Below are 18,405 nucleotides of genomic sequence, written 5' to 3'. Positions count from 1 at the left end.
TATGCTCGCCTCCTTACAGACTTGCTTTTTTTGTATGATAGTCTGTTGCTTGCTCAAACGCATGTGCAACGCGGTAAATTGTCGCTTCATCGAAGTGTTTACCAATGATTTGTAGACCAAGTGGCATGTTGTTAGCACCGAATCCACATGGAACTGAAATCGCTGGAACACCCGCTAAGTTTACTGGGATTGTTAAAATGTCATTTGCATACATTGTCATTGGATCGTCAACTTTTTCTCCCACTTTAAATGCAGGAGTTGGTGTTGTTGGTCCAATAATAACATCATAGTTAGCAAATACATTTTCAAAGTCGTTCTTAATTAATGTACGTACTTGTTGTGCTTTTTTGTAATATGCATCATAGTAACCAGAGCTAAGAGCAAATGTACCAAGCATAATACGACGTTTAACTTCATCACCGAAACCTTCACTACGTGTGTTTTTGTAAAGGTCTAATAAGTTATTTACATTATCAGAACGAACACCGTAACGCACGCCATCAAAGCGTGAAAGGTTAGCAGATGCTTCAGAAGAAGATAGTAAGTAATACGTTGCTAGAGCGTATTTAGAGTGTGGAAGAGATACTTCCTCCCAAGTTGCGCCCATACCTTCTAATACTTTTAAAGCAGCTAGTACTGACTCACGAGCTTCTTCGCCAACACCTTCGCCTAAGTATTCTTTCGGTACAGCAATGCGTAAACCTTTAACATCGCCTGTTAAACCAGCTAAATAGTTTCCAACTTCAACGTTTGCAGAAGTTGCATCCATGCGGTCAATACCTGAAATAGCTTGTAATAAGTATGCATTGTCTTCTACTGTACGTGTAATCGGTCCGATTTGGTCAAGTGAAGATGCGAATGCTACTAATCCGTAACGAGATACGCGTCCGTAAGTTGGTTTTAAACCTACAACACCGCAATATGCAGCTGGCTGACGGATAGAACCACCCGTATCAGAACCTAGAGAGAATAGTACTTCTCCTGCTGCTACAGCTGCTGCAGAACCACCACTAGATCCGCCTGGAACGTAATCTAAGTTCCATGGGTTTTTCGTAGCGTAGAATCCTGAGTTTTCATTTGAAGAACCCATTGCGAACTCGTCCATGTTTAATTTACCGATTGTAATTGTGTCAGCAGCTTTTAGCTTTTGCACAACTGTCGCATCATAAATTGGATCGAAGTTTGCTAACATTTTGCTCGCACAAGTTGTACGAAGACCGTTAGTTACAATGTTATCTTTTACACCAATTGGCATACCGAATAATAAACCATTATCTTCAGCGCCGATTTTTGCATCTAATTCTTTCGCTTTTGCGCGTGCATTTTCTTCATCTAATGTAAGAAAAGCTTTTACGTTATCTTCAACATCCGCAATACGTTTGTAAGATTCTTCTACTAAATCCGTAACGGAAATTTCTTTGTTGTTTAACTTCTTATGTAACTCTGATACTGAATGATCAAATAATGACATCGAAATTCCCCTCCTCTATTCTAATACTGCTGGAACACGGATTTGATTATCTTTGTGATCCGGTGCATTTTTTAATACTTCTTCGACTGGTAAACCTTTTTCTGGTACATCTTCACGCATAACATTTTTCATAGTTAATACATGAGTTGTTGGTTTTACATCTGTTGTATCTAATTCATTTAACTGTTCTGCAAATGTAACAATTGCATCTAGTTGTTTTTGAAATTTTTCTGCTTCTTGATCAGTAATTGCAAGACGTGCTAAATGTGCTACGTGCTTTACATTCTCAACGGAAATTCTTGACACGGCTAGGCCACCTCCATAATATATCGTTCAATCTACAATACTATTGATGATACCAAATTTTCAGTACTTCAAGCAAGTCAACACAGAGTACTTACGCCATTTTTACATAAAAAAAGAAAGGCAAATGCCTTTCTTTACAATTTACTCTTTATCTAACGGTTTATTTTTCGGAAATCTCTCGTTATCTTCTTCATTATCACGAATTGTTTTTTGTAATACAAAACAAGACATCGTTAAAAATAATGTTCCAATTAAATAGTATCCTTTTACACTAAGCGTTTCATCTAACGTATAAATCCCAATTAGCATACCTGAAAGCGCACAAACAAATGAAGTCCATGCTAAAAACGTGAACGCTTGCGTATTACGTCTTCTCATCGTTCTCCCCCTCGTTAGCTGTATACCCATTATAGATAAGTATATTTACCATGATGGATTTTTATGTAAATTCTAGTTTTATATTTATAAATCTATCATAAAAGAATACTATTTTAAAGAAAGTTTTCTGCCTAATCTGAAAAAACAATCTAAACAATTGGTTTTTCAGATTACCTTACTGTTCGCTAGCTACTTTCATTCATAAAAAAAGACCAGGAAAACTCCTGGTCCATTACTCTACTTAACAAACATTGGATTCTACGTTATACAAAATTGGAAGGTACAGAATTAGGGTTCGTTTGTTAAGTTTATATGTTGAACGAACTAACAGCGGAGGGGTTCCTTCTGTTAGTCCATTAAACTCAATCATTATTTTACGATTTTTTCAAGCTCCTCAAGTGAAAGATCAACTGAAATTGAACCATCATTTGTTTCTTTCTTAATTGCATCTGTTACTTCTTTTGAATGGTATAGTTCAATTACTTTTTTCAGTGTTGGATCATCTTTATCTTTCGTACGAGCTGCGAAAATATTAATATAAGGCTTCGCATTTTCATTCTTTGGATCTTCTAAGAAAATAGGATCCTTCGCTGGATCTAATCCAGCTTGACCAGCAACACCGTTATTAATAACTGATGCCGCTACATCTTTTAACACACGAGGTGTTTGCTGTGCGATAACCGGCGTGATTTTTAACTTCTTCGGATTTTCAGCAATGCCGCTTGGATCTCCAAATAAGCCAAAATCTTTTTTAAGCTTTAATACTCCAGCTGCATCAAGAAGTTTTAATGCACGTGCTTGGTTCGTTGGATCGTTTGGAATTGCAATTTCTGAACCATCTGGAATTTCATTTGCCTTCTTATATTTTTCAGAGTATAAACCCATTGGCGCAATTTGTGTTGTACCAACAGCTGTAATATCTAACTTATGCTCTTTTTTAAATTGCTCTAAGAAAGCAATATGCTGAAATGAGTTTAATTCAATATCTCCATCAGCTAAAGCTTTATTTGGAGTTGTATAATCAGAGAACTCCACCAGTTTAATCTTAATCCCTTCTTTTTCAGCTTTTTTCTTCAAAATTTCCCAAGCGTCTCCATCCGTTCCAGTTACACCGACGCGAACTACTTTTTCTTTCGCTCCTGCACCCGTGTCTCCACTTGAGCAGCCACTTAATGCTGAGACTCCTACAATCGCTGATAATGCAAATGCTAAAATTTTCTTCATTTTCTTTTCCTCTCTTCCTTTTTATGATCTACGTAACAAGACTTTCGCAAAGTAGTTTCCTAAATTTTGAGCTATCTGTACGAGAATAATAAGTAAAACAACCGTTACAAACATAACTGATGTATCAAAACGTTGATAACCATATGTCATTGCCAAGTCACCAAGACCGCCACCACCGACAAGCCCAGCAACTGCAGAAAATTCAATTAAACCAACTGTCATAAATGTGACACCTAAGATTAATGGTGCTAACGCTTCTGGTACAAGGATTTCAAAAACAATTCTAATTGGCGAGGCGCCCATTGCTTGCGCTGCTTCAATTACTCCTTTCGGAACGGAAACAAGATTTGTTTCAACCATTCTAGCAATACCAATTGATGCGACTAACGTCATCGGGAAAATTGCTGCTGCTGTTCCAATCGTCGTTCCAATAACGCTTCTCGTTAGTGGACTTAAAGCTACTAAAAAGATAATGAATGGTACCGGACGAATTGTATTAATTATGATGTTAAGAATAGAAAAGACCCATTTATTTTCTAAAAAGTTTCCTTTTCTCGTTACATATAAAAGTAAACCTAGAGGTATACCCAGAATTGTAGCGAATATAAGGGTTACAATTACCATTAAGAGGGTATCCCCCGTCGCATCTAGTATGCGCGGCCAAAATATACTCCAATCAACTCGCATGAGCTTCTACCTCCTTCAGCTGCACTTGCAGTCTTAGATGTTGTAATGCTTTTTGAATTTCCCTCTGCTCACCTTGCAATTCTACAAGCAGATTTCCAAATAGCACATTTTGAAGTTCAATAATATTTCCGTACAGTACATTTACATCGACGTTATAGTTTTTTGCGATATATGATAGTACCGGCTGTCCTGTCTCCTCACCAGTAAATGTTAGACGATAAATTTGACCACCATTTTGAATTTTCGCTAGAACACTTTCTGGTAAATGATCATTAATAACAGAACGTACAAAGTTTTGAGTCGTCTTTGTTTTTGGTTGCGTGAAAACATCGAACAGTTTTCCTTCTTCAATAACTTTTCCCTTCTCCATTACAGCTACACGGTGACAAATTTCTTTCACAACATGCATTTCATGTGTAATAAGAAGGATTGTTAAATTGTATTCTCGATTTACTTTCTTTAATAAGTTTAGAATTTCTGTCGTCGTTTCTGGATCTAAGGCTGATGTTGCCTCATCACATATAAGAATATCTGGCGATGTCGCAAGTGCTCTAGCAATACCAACACGTTGCTTTTGTCCCCCTGATAGCTGTTCTGGATAATAGTTTGCTTTATCTTCTAACCCTACAAACTTCAGCAGTTCATTCACTCGTTCCTTTATCTCGTTCTTTGGCAATTTCGATAACTTTAATGGATAAGCAATATTCCCAAACACTGTTCTTGAATTAAATAAATTAAAGCTTTGAAAAATCATTCCGATTCTTTGTCTTAGTTTGCGCAATTCTTTCGTCGATAATGATGTAATATCTTTATCATCTATTGCAATCGTTCCTGACGTTGGTCTCTCTAACATATTTACTAAGCGTAATAATGTACTCTTTCCAGCGCCACTAAAACCGATAATGCCAAAAATTTCGCCTTTCTCAACTGATAATGTTACATCCTCCACCGCATGAACAGATCGCCCAGCTGATTCATACACTTTACTTACATTGTTAAAAGAAATCATTTTTTCCCCTCCTATATGCTGTAAAAACTTGAAGTAGAGCTTTCGAGGTAAAATAAAAAGTGCTCTCCTTCTTATCAACCATAAAGATAAGAAGGAGAGCACTTATATGTACTCGTTCACATCTTCTCATCTTCCAAGCCTTTATATGGCTTGCTGGAGTTAGCACGGTATTAAAAAACCCGTTGCTGAGGTATCGTAGGGCCAGTCCCTCCACCTCTCTGGATAAGAATGTATCGATTTAATTGTCATTTAATTAATTCTCATTATAGAACTCAGAATAATAAGAGTCAATACATTTTTTAGAAAAATATTAATTATTCCTTTATTAAAATTTTCAGATTAAAATTCATGAGAAAATAGTAACTTTCAAGGTTATTTAAAATTCTTCTTCCTCATATTTTTAAACAGGAGAATCCTCTCTACGAATTGAATAAATTTATTTGAATATGAAACTCGGAGGCAGATAAATATATGAAAACAGCTCTTTTACTCGTCGATATTCAAAACGATTATTTTCCAAATGGAAAGATGGAATTGCGTAATCCAGTAGAAGCAAGCGAATATGCTAATCAGTTATTACAACACTTTAGAACAAACAGCGAACCTATTTTTCATATCCAACACGTAGCTATAAAAGATGACGCTACTTTTTTCCTACCTAATACAGAAGGTGTACATATTCACGAAAGCGTACGTCCACTTAGAGAAGAAACAGTTATAGTCAAACATTATCCAAATAGCTTCCGAGAAACTAATCTTCTAGAGCAATTACAGCGTTTAGACATTGAACATGTCGTCGTATGCGGGATGATGACTCATATGTGTATTGATGCTACAGTAAGGGCTGCATTCGATTTTGGATTTCAATGTACCGTTATACATGATGCTTGTGCTACAAAAGACCTTTCTTTTAAGAATGCTACTATACCAGCTGTTTATATTCATAATACAATTTTAGCAAGTTTGAATAATATATATGCGGAAATACTTAGCACAAAAGAGTTTGTCCAACGAAAAAAATCCTTTTGAAAATTCAAAAGGATTTTTTTCGACTATATTATATTTACCATCTATTCATGCCCTATTTTGAGGAATTCATATCATACTTATAAAAATCTCACTAATTATTTACATTGATACATTATCATTTTTAATATCTTTTGATTGAGTCCAATTTCCCCATAAAAATTGAATATTACATGTACGAGAAGCTTCCTTAAAACTCATTCCTGTTAATGGATAACATGTGATTTTTATACTTGCAAAAATTATAATTGCTATCATTGTTATAACTGTAATTATTATGAAAGCAACTAATAACATCCAAATTGATTGTGCTGGCCAAATATTCAATCTATTCCCAATATATACAACTACTAAATTATGCATTAAATACACACCAAATGAAAAAGCAGATAAAATTTGTATCCACTTAAACATAAACGGATTCATTGAGTAATTTCTAAAATACTCTTTTACTAATAAGAAGATTGAACCTGAAAGCATTACTTCGAATACTCTAACGTATGCCTTAAAATCCTCAGAGTATTCCCCTATTTTAACCGTTGCATACCAAGTACCCAATATAATTAAAAGTGTATCTATAACGATTATGGATAGTAACAACCTTTTGGATACCTTCTTCTCATATGTCATTAAATAATAACCTATGAGGAAATACCCTATATATCCGCCTAAAAAGTTCATATCAAAATTAGGATACAACGTAAATATTGGTTTTAATTCATTTGGAACTAGTACTGCAATTGTTGGCAATAGCGAACTTACTATAAACCAAAGAATTAACATGTACTTTATAAGCTCTTTACTTAAAGCATCTACCATTTTCTTCAAAAGAGGAGAAAGAATATACAAAGGAATAATGGCATACATAAACCAAAGATGTACTGTCGCTGCTTGATTCGGTATGTATAAAATACTCTTAATAACATTTGTTATTTGTATCGGCCTTGGCGTAAAGTATAACACAGCAATAGTTGACCATATAATAAATGGCACAATTAATTTTGGCAAACGTTCTGTATAAGTTATTTTAAGTGATTCCGTTTTACTACTCCTCATTAACATCGCACCAGAAATCATAAAGAAGATAGGTACACTTGTACTAAATACAGTTGTCAGTGCATTCGTTATATGCCAAGTACCCGAACCGATATTCCCCCGTAAACTTCCTGCAGCAGTATGAAGAAACACTACCGCAAACATCGAAAATACACGTAGTACGTCAACATATTCAACATAATTCTTTTTATTCATCTAACAATCATCCCTTCCCACATAACATTTCCCCTCACCATTTTTGTCTTTTCCAAAAGTACAAATCTATTATGCCAGAATATAATCAATATTAAAATAATAACTGAAACTTAAAATCTCGATATTCGATTATAAAACCACTTAGTATACTATACAAAATCCTAAAAATAAATTCAATTTTTTTCTTATATATTTAATATTTTCCAAATCAACTACTTAAATAGAGAGTTTTTCTTCTATCTAATTATTGAACATTCCGAAATCAAAACTCTTGATCTATGTCAATAAAAAAACACTCCTTTCAGTGAGCAAAACCGAAAGGAGTGTTCCTTGTCGAACCATAGATTTTCTTTCAAATTGTATTATACAGGAAATTCTCAAAATGAATACTAAAAAATATGACTAATACGTCAACTTTTCTCATTATTTTATTTCTGTTTACATGTTTATCCCGCTATTAATAGGTTTTAGCTCATTCTCTTCGAACGACGGTAATATATGGGGTTTCAATTTTAAAAGGAGCTCTTCACACTTTGTGAAGAGCTCCTCTACTATTTCTTATAAAGTTTCAGAAGTAGTTTTTGCTTGCATGTGAAGTGCTAAGTAATCAGGTCCACCAGCTTTAGAGTCTGTACCAGACATGTTAAAGCCACCGAATGGTTGGTAACCTACGATTGCACCAGTACATCCACGGTTGAAGTATAAGTTACCAACGTGGAAGTCTTCACGTGCTTTTTCAATATGGTCACGGTTGTTAGTAATAACAGCACCTGTTAAACCGTATTCCGTATTGTTTGCAATTGCAAGTGCATGATCGAAGTCTTTTGCTTTACAGAATGCTACTACTGGTCCGAAGATTTCTTCTTTCATTAAGCGAGCATCTTCTGCAACATCAGCAACGATTGTTGGTTGGATGAACCAGCCTTTAGAATCGTCTCCTTCTCCACCTGCTAAGATTCTACCTTCTTCTTTACCAATTGCAACATAGCTCATTACTTTATCGAATGCAGCTTGGTCATTAACAGGACCCATGTTTGTACCTAATACTGCTGGGTTAGCAACTGTTAATTCTTTTGTTAATTCAACAGCACGATTTAATACGTGATCGTATACATCTTCGTGGATTACTGCACGAGAACATGCAGAACATTTTTGTCCTGAGAATCCGAATGCTGATGCAACGATAGACTTAGCTGCTAATTCAAGATCTGCTTCTTTATCAACAACGATTGTATCTTTACCGCCCATTTCAGCGATAACGCGTTTTAACCAAATTTGGCCTGGGTTTACTTTCGCTGCACGCTCATAGATACGGATACCTACATCACGAGATCCCGTGAAGCTTACGAAACGTGTACGAGGATGATCTACTAAGTAGTCACCAACTTCAGAACCATTACCTGGAACGAAGTTTACTACGCCAGCTGGTAAGCCAGCTTCTTCTAATACTTCCATAAATTTCGCTGCTACTACAGGAGTTGTACTAGCTGGTTTTAGTAATACTGTGTTACCAGAAACTAAAGCAGCTGTTGTCATACCTGCCATAATTGCGAATGGGAAGTTCCAAGGAGAAATGATAACACCTACTCCTAATGGAATGTAAGAGAAACGATTATATTCAATTGGACGGCTTTCTACTGGAATACCGTCTTTTAATTTTAACATTTGACGACCATAATATTCCATAAAGTCGATTGCTTCTGCTGTATCAGCATCTGCCTCATTCCATGGCTTACCTGCTTCTTTTACAAGAATAGCAGAGAATTCATGTTTTCTGCGACGAACGATTGCTGCAGCACGGAATAAAATGTCTGCACGCATTTCTGGCTTTGATTTTCTCCAAGTTTGGAATGTTTCATCCGCTACTTGCATTGCTTTTTCAGCTAACTCACGGCTTGCTTTTGAAACACGACCAACAAGTTCCTCTTTATTTGCAGGGTTTACAGAAACAATTTTGTCTTCTGTAGTAATTTTTTCTCCCCCAATAATTAATGGATAGTCTTGTCCAAGATAAGATTCTACTTTCTTTAAACCTTCTTCAAACGCTAATTTGTTAGCCTCCACTGAAAAATCTGTAAATGGCTCATGTTTGTATGCTACTACCATTTTTTTTAGCCTCCCCTTAGAAAAACGTTTACATTTTACAACATTATTCTACACGATAATTTAGATTTATTCAAATATTCCTAGACTTATATTTTAAAAATTAATAAATTTTTAAAATATAATAAAAAAAAGAGATTCATACATGCGTATGAATCTACAAAATATGAGTATATTCCAAAACATTTTTCCCGATCAATAATATAGTAACTAATAAAAATAAAGTCCTTACATATCCAACGCCTTTTTGAACCGCAAACTTCGATCCCAAATAAGCACCTAAGATCATTGATAATCCCATGATAATACCGTATTCAAAATGAATTATATCTAAAAATAAAAAAGTAATTAAAGATACAATATTACTAACAAAGTTCAAAAGTTTTCCAGATGCTGCCGCTTGAATAAAATCCAAACCAATTAATAAAAATGCAAAAATTAAAAATGACCCTGTCCCTGGTCCAAAAAATCCATCATAAAATCCTATCATTAAAATAACAAAGAAAAATATTAATGTTTTTCTTTGCGTCATCTTCTTATAGGTAGACACACTTCCCCAATTCTTTTTTGCAATAATATAAATAGCAATAAATACCAACATTACAAGTACTAATGGGCGTAAAATATCCGATGGAATAAATTTTACTACTAAAGCACCTGCAACAGCTCCAACAATAGTTAACGGGATTAACTTTCCTACAATTTTAAAATCAACTTTTCCTGATTGAATGAAATACATCGCACTCGTAAACGTCCCCATTGTTGCTGCTAATTTATTCGTTGCAATTGCCGAAGCTGGCGATAAGCCAACAAACATAAGCGCAGGAAGCGAAATTAACCCTCCTCCTCCAACAACAGAATCAATAAAAGCTGCTAAAAAACCGAATGCAATTAATAAAATAATGACTTGAAAACTTAATTCTTCCATGAACTTTACCCCTTACCCCTATTATTTACAACATTTTAAATTATAACAAAATTACATAAGAAAAAAAGCTGTTCCATAGAGGAACAGCCTTCATATTTAATCTAAAATTTTCACAAGTGGTTCATCTTGTTTTGCTTCACGTATAATAATAGCTTCTGGGCGTTCTACAGATTTAATCGTTACTTGTACTTTCATATAATTCGGGAAGTATTCCATAACAAGCCCTGCCACATATTGTGTAAAACCAATTATTTCAGCTTTTCCATTAAACTGGACAGGAATATCAAGCTTCATTTCTCTTAATTCATCATCTCTATACATACCAGTACCAATAACAGCTGTATAGTCGCCTTGGAAATAATCGCTTAGTTTTGCCTTAAAGTTGGATACTCTTGCAAGATCTTCACGTTTATTATCTGTTTTCGCTTGCTCTGATGGGAACAAATAGTATTTCTCATTAATTTGTTTCCAATCTTCAACCGTTTCACTACCTTTTTCTACATTTGCATAAGAAACAAAGTTACCTGGTACGAGCGAAGACTTTGGAGATTGGCGATAAATCGCAAATGTTATCGGAATATTTTTTGTATCAGGTTGTTTTTGATGTATAACTTTCAAAATTTCTTGCGCCATTTTTTTCCCTTCAGCTAACATCTTTTCATCCGGGATTGCAGCTTCACGTGGATAACCATGCTCTTCGTTAAAATATTGAACAGAATTCATTGCTAATCCAACTACCATACCAACACGTTCCTCGCTGTTATCGCCTTTTTTCACATAATAATCATGCTCTAAAATATTTGAAATATATATTGGATTTTTTTTATTTTTCACTTCTAGTGATTCGGATCCCGTTCCTAACGCAGGGTTTAATCCTATATTAGGAAATTTAACTGCATCTTTTTTTAATTTGTCCTCTAGTTCCTTTTGTTCAGCATCTGTACGTTTTCTTTTAACAAGCATCTGTATCACTTGAGTATCTAGAGCACTTCCGCCTTTTAAAAAATTATCTTTCGTATTAAATGATTCTTTTGCAATTCGCATTAATCCTGTTTCAAATTCATCTATATCAAGACGACTATTTAGCCCTTGCACCACTAAACCACGTGCATTTCCACCATCAAATGGAATAGTCGTCTTATAATATTCATCCGAAATAGCGTATTTTGGAACAACTGATTGTTCTTTTGCTTTCCCCGATTTCTCAGCCACTTTTTCATCTTTGTCGGCACCTGCACTACACCCACTTACAAGTAGGCCCAGGCTTAATATCGCTAATGCTATTTTTTTCATGGTAAGTTTGCACCTCTTACTTATTTAGCTCTTGTAAGAACCTCTCTTCATTCCAAACCTCAACATTATGTTTCTCCGCTTGTGCTAATTTCGAACCAGCTGCTTCACCTGCAACAACCAAATCCGTACTCTTACTAACACTTCCTGTTACTTTTCCACCTAATGCCTCAATCTTCTTCTTCGCTTCACTTCGTCCCATAACTTCTAGCTTACCTGTTAAAACAACCGTTTTTCCTGCGAAGTAAGATTCAACATTTTGTAAATCTGCAATTTTTATACCTTTGTATGTCATATTCACGCCATACTCTTTAAACTGCTGTAATAATTCTAATACATCTTCATTATCAAAATATGTCACAACAGATTGAGCCATTTTTTCGCCAATTTCATTAATTGCTTTTAGTTCTTCTTCTGTTGCTTTTACAAGCTCATCCATCGTTTCAAAGTGCTCTGCAAATGTACGTGCTGCTTTCGCTCCAACGTGGCGGATTCCAAGACCAAATAATAATCGCTCTAACGAGTTTTCTTTAGAATTTTCAATTGCTTGTATTAAGTTTGTTGCTGATTTTTCACCAAAACGTTCTAACTGTAATAATTGCTCTTTCGTCAATGCATATAAATCAGCAAATGTACGAATATAATCTGCATCAAAGAGTTGTGTAATGACACGTTCTCCAAGTCCATCAATATTCATCGCATTTCTTGAAACGAAATGGATTAATCCCTCTCGAATTTGAGCCGGACAAGTCGGATTTATACATCGAAGTGCTACTTCTTCTTCTAAACGAACAAGTTCACTCTCACATGCTGGACAATGCGTTGGCATACGGTATTCTTCTTCTTCACCAGTACGCTTATCAAAAATAACGTTCACAACTTCAGGAATAATATCTCCAGCCTTCTTCACAACAACGTAGTCACCAATTCGAATGTCTTTTTCACGAATCAAATCTTCGTTATGTAAAGAAGCACGGCGAACAATCGTACCAGCAACTCTCACTGGCTCTAGCTCTGCAGTCGGCGTTACAACCCCTGTTCGGCCAACACTTAATTCAATGCCTGTTAGTCTCGTTACAACTTCTTCAGCTGGGAATTTATAAGCAATCGCCCATCGTGGACTCTTCGCTGTAGTTCCTAGACTTTCTTGAAGAGCAACATCATCTACTTTTATAACGATTCCATCAATCTCATAATCAAGATGCGGACGTTTTTCTTGCCATTCTTCTACATAAGCTATAACCTCTTCGATTGTTTCACATGTACGGCGATTTGGATTTGTCTTAAATCCGAGTTCACCTAAGAAATCAAGCGATTCACTGTGCGATGGAATTGTTTTTTCTTCTACATTCGCAAGACCGTACACAAACATAGATAAGTTACGCTTCGCTGCAATTTTCGGATCAAGTTGACGTATTGAACCTGCTGCTGCATTACGCGGATTCGCAAATACATCTTCTCCATTTTGCTCTTTTTCTTCATTTAGTTTAACGAATGAACGCTTCGGCATATAAGCTTCGCCTCGTGCTTCTAACGTTACTTCTTCATTTAAACGAAGTGGGATAGCTTTAATCGTTTTTAAATTTTGAGTAATATCTTCACCCGTTACACCATCACCACGTGTCGCCCCTTGAATGAAGCGTCCTTTTTCATAATGAAGCGAAACGGCAAGCCCGTCAATTTTTAATTCACATATATATCTTACATTCGCACCATCAATTCCTTGACATACTCTTCTGTCGAAATCACGCAAATCCCCTTCGTTAAATGCATTCCCTAAACTTAACATTGGTGACTTATGTGTTACTTTTTCAAATATATCAAGAATAGTTCCCCCAACGCGAACGGAGGGAGAATCTTCACTCATAAACTCTGGGTTCTCTGCTTCTAATTTTATAAGCTCCTGCATATCACGGTCATATTCCGCATCAGAAACAGAAGGATTGTCTAATACGTGATATTGATAATTAAATGTATTTAACAAATCACGCAGTTCTTCTATACGTTTTTTTGCTATCTCTTTTGACATATCCTCATTCCTTTCTATTGTTTCGTCACAGGTGCAAATTTTGCTAACAAACGTTTAACACCAATTGGGCTTGGGAACGCAATATCTAATTCTTTTGCATCACCTTCACCTTTTACACTTACAACTGTACCGATTCCCCATTTTTGGTGGGAAGCTTTATCGCCTACTGCCCAGCCAATTTGCTCACCGCCTGTCGTCTTAGCTGCTGGACGCGCGAAAGCTGAACGAGAGCGTGTTGCGGTTGTCATTTTACTGCTACTTGTTGTTCTGCCTTTTGCACCAAACGAATTTTCACGCTTCGGCGCTGTTTCATTTAATGATTCCACTAGTTCTGCCGGGATTTCTGTAATGAAGCGAGACGCAGCGTTCATACTTGTTCTACCAAATAAAGTACGCATTTGCGCATTAGATAAATATAACTCTTCTTCTGCACGAGTAATACCTACATAAGCAAGACGACGTTCTTCTTGCATTTCATCCTCTTCCATAAGAGAACGAGTATGAGGGAATATCCCTTCCTCTAAACCAACAATAAAGACAACCGGGAACTCTAATCCTTTTGCTGAGTGCATCGTCATTAAAATAACTTCTTCACCAGCAGTTGGGTCTTCATCTACACGATCAATATCAGCAACAAGTGCTAAATCTGTTAAGAATGCAACAAGGCTCTTATCTTCACTTTGAGATTCAAATGTTTGCGTAACAGATAAGAATTCGTCTAAGTTTTCTAAACGACCTTCCGCTTCTAAAGAACGCTCATTTTTCAACATATCGCGATAGCCTGTTTTTTCAATAACTTCTTCTACTAATTCTGTAACAGATAAATACTCTTGCATATTTACCCAGTTGTGTAATAAACTTGCGAATTCTTTTACTGCCTTTGTAATTTTTGCACTTACTCCAACATGCTCAATCTCATCAAATACAGCAGTTAATGAAATTCCGTTTTGCACACCATAATTAATAATTTTATCGATAGAAGTCGCACCAATACCACGCTTTGGCATGTTAATAATACGTGCAAAACTAATTTCATCATCTGGATTACCGATTAAACGTAAGTACGCCAAAATATCTTTAATCTCTTTACGGTCGTAGAACTTAGTTCCCCCGACAATTTTGTACGGAATGTTAGATTTAAGGAAAATCTCCTCGACCATACGAGACTGAGCATTCGTACGATATAGCACTGCAAAATCAGTGTATTTTCGTTTCCCCATTTGAAGATCGTCACGAATTTTTTTCGCAACAAAATATGCTTCGTCCTTTTCAGTTGCGGCACGATAATACGAGATTTTACTTCCAACTTGATTGTCTGTCCATAATTTCTTCGGTTTACGATTCGTATTTTTTTCAATAACAGCATTCGCTGCATTTAAAATATTTTGTGACGAACGATAGTTTTGTTCTAACAAAATTACCTGTGCATTCTCATAGTCTTTTTCAAATGACAAAATGTTAGAAATATCTGCACCACGCCAGCGATAAATAGACTGGTCAGAGTCACCTACAACGCAAAGATTTTTAAAACGTGCTGCCAAATGTTTAACAAGAAGATATTGCGCTTTGTTCGTATCTTGATACTCATCAACATGAATATATTGGAACTTACGCTGATAAAACTCTAATACTTCTGGAACACGTTCAAATAGCTGAATAGTCGTCATAATTAAATCATCAAAGTCTAATGAATTATTTTTCAAAAGACGTTTTTGATACTCTGTGTATACATCGCTCGTTAATTTTTCATATGGATCAGCCATTGTAATTTTTTTTGCATATTTATCCGCAGATAACAGTTCATTTTTTGCATTACTAATACCCGCTAAAATAGAGCGCGGCTCAAATTTCTTCGGATCAATATTGCGCTCTTTCATAATTTTTTTGACTACAGTTAGCTGATCACCTGAATCTAAGATTGTAAAGTTACGATTAATACCAATACGATCGATATCGCGTCGTAAAATACGTACACACATAGAGTGGAACGTCGAAATCCAAATATCTTCTGCTTCTGGTCCCACAAGTTTATCAATACGCTCGCGCATTTCACGAGCTGCTTTATTTGTGAAGGTAATAGCTAGTACATTCCATGGTGCTACACCTTTTTCACCAAGCAAATACGCAATACGGTGTGTTAACACGCGTGTCTTACCACTACCTGCACCTGCCATTAGTAGAAGTGGTCCATTCGTTGTTTGTACTGCTTTTTGTTGCTGTGGATTTAAACCGTTTAATAACTTATCTGTCATACTCATATACGCCTGCACCTACTCTCCTTTTACTGCTTTAACTGTTTTTAACGCCGATTTTATATCATCATAAATAATATTTCCAACAACTACTGTATCAGCATATTGCGCCATTTCTTTCGCCTGTTCTGCATTAGAAATACCACCGCCATAATATAACTTGGCTTGTTTCAATTCTACTTTTACATTTTTAACAAGTTCAACATCTCCATACGTACCGCTATATTCTAAATAAAATATCGGTAAATGTAATAACTTGTCTGCTAAACGCGCATATGCAATAACGTCATCTTCTGTTAAATCACATTTCGCATCTGTAAGCTGGGCTACTTTCGCTTCGGGATTTAAAACACAATACCCTTCCATAAAAATTTCGTCCCAGTCCATAATATCCCCAAATTCTTTCAATGCCTCATGATGAACACCTGTTACCCATTCTACTTTTCGGCTATTTAAAACACTTGGGATGTAATAAAAATCAAATCCTGGTGTAATTGCTTCTACATCAGAAACCTCTAATACACAAGGAACTGCATATCTACGAATGCTAACTAGCATGTGTAATACGTTATCAATTGTAACTCCATCACTTCCGCCTACAATAACAGCATCCGTTCCAGACTCACAAATCATTTCTAAATATTCATCGCTTAACTCCTTATTTGGATCAAGCTTAAATACATGTTTCCATCCGGAAATATCGTACATGAAAACACCCTTCCTTTTCTCTAGTTATATCTATAGTTCTGTTTAAAATAACAGTTAGTTTTTATCTTGATTTTTTAAAATAGCTATTAAATATTTTTCAAAAAGAAGAATTTAATTTCACCTTCTTTTTATGCATTCTTTCATTATAACAAAAAAAGCTACTGACACACACGCCGAATCCAACATCTTTTTCAACGTCAAATGTTGGATTACATATCCCAAAAATCACACGGGATACTAATAAGAGAAGTAGTATTTACTATTTCAATTTTCATAAAAAGGAGTGTTTTTCTAATGAAGCAAAACATCGGGACAATAAACGCTCTAATTCGAATTACACTTGGGCTTGTCCTCTTCGGATGTAGTGCAACTAAACTTGTACGCAAGCCGTGGTGCACTTGGTCTAACATTTTTCTATGGATTGGTGCAATGAAAGTTGCAGAGGGAATTGTTCGCTTCTGCCCTATTGTTGAAGCGTGGAAATTTGGAAAATACATGAATATGGGCGCATTTAAAATGCCTGGCATGAATTTTACTGAAAAAGGACATGCTAAAGAAGAAGTGAATCAAACTTCCGCTCATGACAAGCCAAAGTCAAAGGGAAGTTATGACGCTTCTGACAAAGAGATTGAGTCAGCGATTGAAGAAATAATCCTGGCAAAACCGCTTTGAATCATTTGTCACGATGCAAGATGCTCTCAAAGGGACTTAGCTGCTGCAGTGGGCGGTTAAGTCTTCTTTATTTTACCATAAAACAGAACGTATATTCTTATTTCTAACTTTAAAATGTACATAAAAGATATCAATCAATAAATTTCAGAAAATTAGGTGCATACCCCTTGCTTAAAATGATATAAAAGTGATATCATTTTTATATCAGGAGGCGATCATATGAAAGAAAAACAAGTATTTTATGTAAATGGTTTTCTCGGTATTATTGGAATTTTGATTTTAGCTGCTATCGGTGTATTTTTCCTTGCACAAGAAATTTTCATAGGAGCGGCACTAACTATTATATTAGCCGCAGTTCTCGCTACAGGTATCGGTATTGTTCAACCGAATCAAGCGAAGGTTATTACGTTCTTCGGTAATTATTTAGGAACAATTCGTCAAAACGGTTTATTTTTAACGATTCCGTTCGCATTCCGTCAAACTGTATCTTTACGTGTTGAAAACTTTAACAGTAAAAAATTAAAAGTAAATGACGTTGATGGAAATCCAATTGAAATTGCAGCTGTTATCGTATATAAAGTTGTTGATTCTGCAAAAGCAATGTTCGGTGTTGAACATTATGATCGATTTGTAGAAATTCAAAGCGAAACGGCAATCCGCCATGTTGCAACAAAATATCCTTATGACAATTTCCAAGATGAAACCTGCGTTACGTTACGCGGAAATACTGAAGAAATCTCTGAAGAATTAAAACGTGAATTAGAGGCGCGTCTTGAAATTGCTGGTGTAGAAGTATTAGAAACTCGTTTAACGCACTTAGCTTACGCAACAGAAATTGCCCATGCAATGCTACAACGCCAGCAAGCAAAAGCAGTATTAGCTGCTAGAAAAGAAATTGTTGAAGGTGCTGTGAAGATGGCGAAAGATTCCATCCATATGTTAGATGAGGAAGGCGTACTTGAATTAGATGACGAGCGTAAAGCGAATATGGTAAACAACCTATTAGTTGCCATCGTTTCAGATAAAGGTGCGCAACCAGTTATTAATACAGGAAGCCTATACTAAGGGCTA

16 protein-coding genes and 1 riboswitch are annotated in these 18,405 nt (G+C 35.7%); of the genes, 3 read left to right on the top strand and 13 right to left on the bottom strand.

All coding sequences use genetic code 11. The features are described from left to right. Positions 1 to 13: 13 nt before the first annotated feature. The 6 genes from gatA to IBT51_RS17970 all read right to left on the bottom strand — a co-directional run bounded on the left by gatA (position 14) and on the right by IBT51_RS17970 (position 5,075). On the bottom strand, positions 14 to 1,471 hold the full coding sequence (gatA, locus tag IBT51_RS17995) for an Asp-tRNA(Asn)/Glu-tRNA(Gln) amidotransferase subunit GatA (protein ID WP_000051441.1): 1,458 nt from the start codon (positions 1,469 to 1,471) through the stop codon (positions 14 to 16). A 15-nt stretch (positions 1,472 to 1,486) separates the two neighbouring features. Beyond that, positions 1,487 to 1,777: an Asp-tRNA(Asn)/Glu-tRNA(Gln) amidotransferase subunit GatC gene (gatC, locus tag IBT51_RS17990; RefSeq protein WP_000086999.1), complete on the bottom strand. Its 291-nt coding sequence runs from the start codon at positions 1,775 to 1,777 to the stop codon at positions 1,487 to 1,489. A 141-nt stretch (positions 1,778 to 1,918) separates the two neighbouring features. Then, on the bottom strand, positions 1,919 to 2,155 hold the full coding sequence (locus IBT51_RS17985; protein ID WP_001254393.1) for a YiaA/YiaB family inner membrane protein: 237 nt from the start codon (positions 2,153 to 2,155) through the stop codon (positions 1,919 to 1,921). A 369-nt stretch (positions 2,156 to 2,524) separates the two neighbouring features. After that, positions 2,525 to 3,379, bottom strand: a complete 855-nt coding sequence (locus tag IBT51_RS17980; RefSeq protein ID WP_016083725.1) for a MetQ/NlpA family ABC transporter substrate-binding protein — start codon at positions 3,377 to 3,379, stop codon at positions 2,525 to 2,527. Positions 3,380 to 3,400: 21 nt separating this feature from the next. Beyond that, complete coding sequence (locus IBT51_RS17975; RefSeq protein WP_001261865.1) at positions 3,401 to 4,066, bottom strand: methionine ABC transporter permease; 666 nt, start codon at positions 4,064 to 4,066, stop codon at positions 3,401 to 3,403. Next, positions 4,056 to 5,075 carry a methionine ABC transporter ATP-binding protein gene (locus tag IBT51_RS17970; RefSeq protein WP_200458687.1) on the bottom strand — a complete coding sequence of 340 codons (1,020 nt, stop codon included), beginning with the start codon at positions 5,073 to 5,075 and terminating at the stop codon, positions 4,056 to 4,058. The genes IBT51_RS17975 and IBT51_RS17970 overlap by 11 nt, the downstream gene beginning before the upstream one ends. Positions 5,076 to 5,198: 123 nt before the next feature. Beyond that, positions 5,199 to 5,304, bottom strand: a riboswitch (SAM riboswitch). 242 nt (positions 5,305 to 5,546) lie between these two features. On the opposite strand from IBT51_RS17970, the gene IBT51_RS17965 reads away from it, so the two are divergent. Then, a complete protein-coding gene (locus IBT51_RS17965; RefSeq protein WP_053565391.1) occupies positions 5,547 to 6,104 on the top strand; it encodes a cysteine hydrolase family protein in 558 nt (185 codons plus the stop codon). Between the two features lie 99 nt (positions 6,105 to 6,203). On the opposite strand, the gene IBT51_RS17960 is transcribed toward IBT51_RS17965, so the two are convergent. From IBT51_RS17960 to pcrB, 7 genes are all read right to left on the bottom strand, one after another. Beyond that, the gene (locus tag IBT51_RS17960) at positions 6,204 to 7,352 is read right to left on the bottom strand and encodes an acyltransferase (protein ID WP_053565392.1); all 1,149 of its coding nucleotides are present in this window, start codon (positions 7,350 to 7,352) and stop codon (positions 6,204 to 6,206) included. A 558-nt stretch (positions 7,353 to 7,910) separates the two neighbouring features. Then, positions 7,911 to 9,458 (bottom strand): L-glutamate gamma-semialdehyde dehydrogenase, encoded by a 1,548-nt coding sequence (pruA, locus tag IBT51_RS17955; protein WP_000259555.1) that lies wholly within the window; start codon positions 9,456 to 9,458, stop codon positions 7,911 to 7,913. A gap of 154 nt (positions 9,459 to 9,612) precedes the next feature. Continuing rightward, a complete protein-coding gene (locus IBT51_RS17950) occupies positions 9,613 to 10,383 on the bottom strand; it encodes a TSUP family transporter (protein ID WP_200458686.1) in 771 nt (256 codons plus the stop codon). A 96-nt stretch (positions 10,384 to 10,479) separates the two neighbouring features. Further along, positions 10,480 to 11,676 carry a CamS family sex pheromone protein gene (locus tag IBT51_RS17945; protein ID WP_000717011.1) on the bottom strand — a complete coding sequence of 399 codons (1,197 nt, stop codon included), beginning with the start codon at positions 11,674 to 11,676 and terminating at the stop codon, positions 10,480 to 10,482. 16 nt (positions 11,677 to 11,692) lie between these two features. Next, complete coding sequence (gene ligA, locus IBT51_RS17940; RefSeq protein ID WP_023520911.1) at positions 11,693 to 13,702, bottom strand: NAD-dependent DNA ligase LigA; 2,010 nt, start codon at positions 13,700 to 13,702, stop codon at positions 11,693 to 11,695. A gap of 14 nt (positions 13,703 to 13,716) precedes the next feature. After that, complete coding sequence (pcrA, locus tag IBT51_RS17935; protein WP_200458685.1) at positions 13,717 to 15,960, bottom strand: DNA helicase PcrA; 2,244 nt, start codon at positions 15,958 to 15,960, stop codon at positions 13,717 to 13,719. Between the two features lie 12 nt (positions 15,961 to 15,972). After that, positions 15,973 to 16,662: a heptaprenylglyceryl phosphate synthase gene (gene pcrB / locus IBT51_RS17930; RefSeq protein ID WP_200458684.1), complete on the bottom strand. Its 690-nt coding sequence runs from the start codon at positions 16,660 to 16,662 to the stop codon at positions 15,973 to 15,975. Between the two features lie 294 nt (positions 16,663 to 16,956). On the opposite strand from pcrB, the gene IBT51_RS17925 reads away from it, so the two are divergent. Continuing rightward, on the top strand, positions 16,957 to 17,334 hold the full coding sequence (locus tag IBT51_RS17925) for a YgaP family membrane protein (RefSeq protein ID WP_000812341.1): 378 nt from the start codon (positions 16,957 to 16,959) through the stop codon (positions 17,332 to 17,334). A gap of 219 nt (positions 17,335 to 17,553) precedes the next feature. Then, entirely contained in the window at positions 17,554 to 18,399 is an 846-nt protein-coding gene (locus IBT51_RS17920; RefSeq protein WP_000660669.1) for an SPFH domain-containing protein, read from the top strand. The last annotated feature ends 6 nt before the right edge of the window (positions 18,400 to 18,405 follow it).

It is taken from the genome of Bacillus sp. S71 (assembly GCF_016625265.1).
GTDB classification, from domain to species: domain Bacteria; phylum Bacillota; class Bacilli; order Bacillales; family Bacillaceae_G; genus Bacillus_A; species Bacillus_A cereus.
This window is presented reverse-complemented; position numbering and strand designations above follow the sequence as displayed.

Coding starts and splice junctions, on each gene's coding strand:
- gatA (WP_000051441.1), bottom strand. CDS start 1,471: ATGTCATTATTTGATCATTCAGTATCAGAGTTACATAAGAAGTTAAAC.
- IBT51_RS17985 (WP_001254393.1), bottom strand. CDS start 2,155: ATGAGAAGACGTAATACGCAAGCGTTCACGTTTTTAGCATGGACTTCA.
- IBT51_RS17980 (WP_016083725.1), bottom strand. CDS start 3,379: ATGAAGAAAATTTTAGCATTTGCATTATCAGCGATTGTAGGAGTCTCA.
- IBT51_RS17975 (WP_001261865.1), bottom strand. CDS start 4,066: ATGCGAGTTGATTGGAGTATATTTTGGCCGCGCATACTAGATGCGACG.
- IBT51_RS17970 (WP_200458687.1), bottom strand. CDS start 5,075: ATGATTTCTTTTAACAATGTAAGTAAAGTGTATGAATCAGCTGGGCGA.
- IBT51_RS17965 (WP_053565391.1), top strand. CDS start 5,547: ATGAAAACAGCTCTTTTACTCGTCGATATTCAAAACGATTATTTTCCA.
- IBT51_RS17960 (WP_053565392.1), bottom strand. CDS start 7,352: ATGAATAAAAAGAATTATGTTGAATATGTTGACGTACTACGTGTATTT.
- pruA (WP_000259555.1), bottom strand. CDS start 9,458: ATGGTAGTAGCATACAAACATGAGCCATTTACAGATTTTTCAGTGGAG.
- IBT51_RS17950 (WP_200458686.1), bottom strand. CDS start 10,383: ATGGAAGAATTAAGTTTTCAAGTCATTATTTTATTAATTGCATTCGGT.
- IBT51_RS17945 (WP_000717011.1), bottom strand. CDS start 11,676: ATGAAAAAAATAGCATTAGCGATATTAAGCCTGGGCCTACTTGTAAGT.
- ligA (WP_023520911.1), bottom strand. CDS start 13,702: ATGTCAAAAGAGATAGCAAAAAAACGTATAGAAGAACTGCGTGATTTG.
- pcrA (WP_200458685.1), bottom strand. CDS start 15,960: ATGAGTATGACAGATAAGTTATTAAACGGTTTAAATCCACAGCAACAA.
- pcrB (WP_200458684.1), bottom strand. CDS start 16,662: ATGTACGATATTTCCGGATGGAAACATGTATTTAAGCTTGATCCAAAT.
- IBT51_RS17925 (WP_000812341.1), top strand. CDS start 16,957: ATGAAGCAAAACATCGGGACAATAAACGCTCTAATTCGAATTACACTT.
- IBT51_RS17920 (WP_000660669.1), top strand. CDS start 17,554: ATGAAAGAAAAACAAGTATTTTATGTAAATGGTTTTCTCGGTATTATT.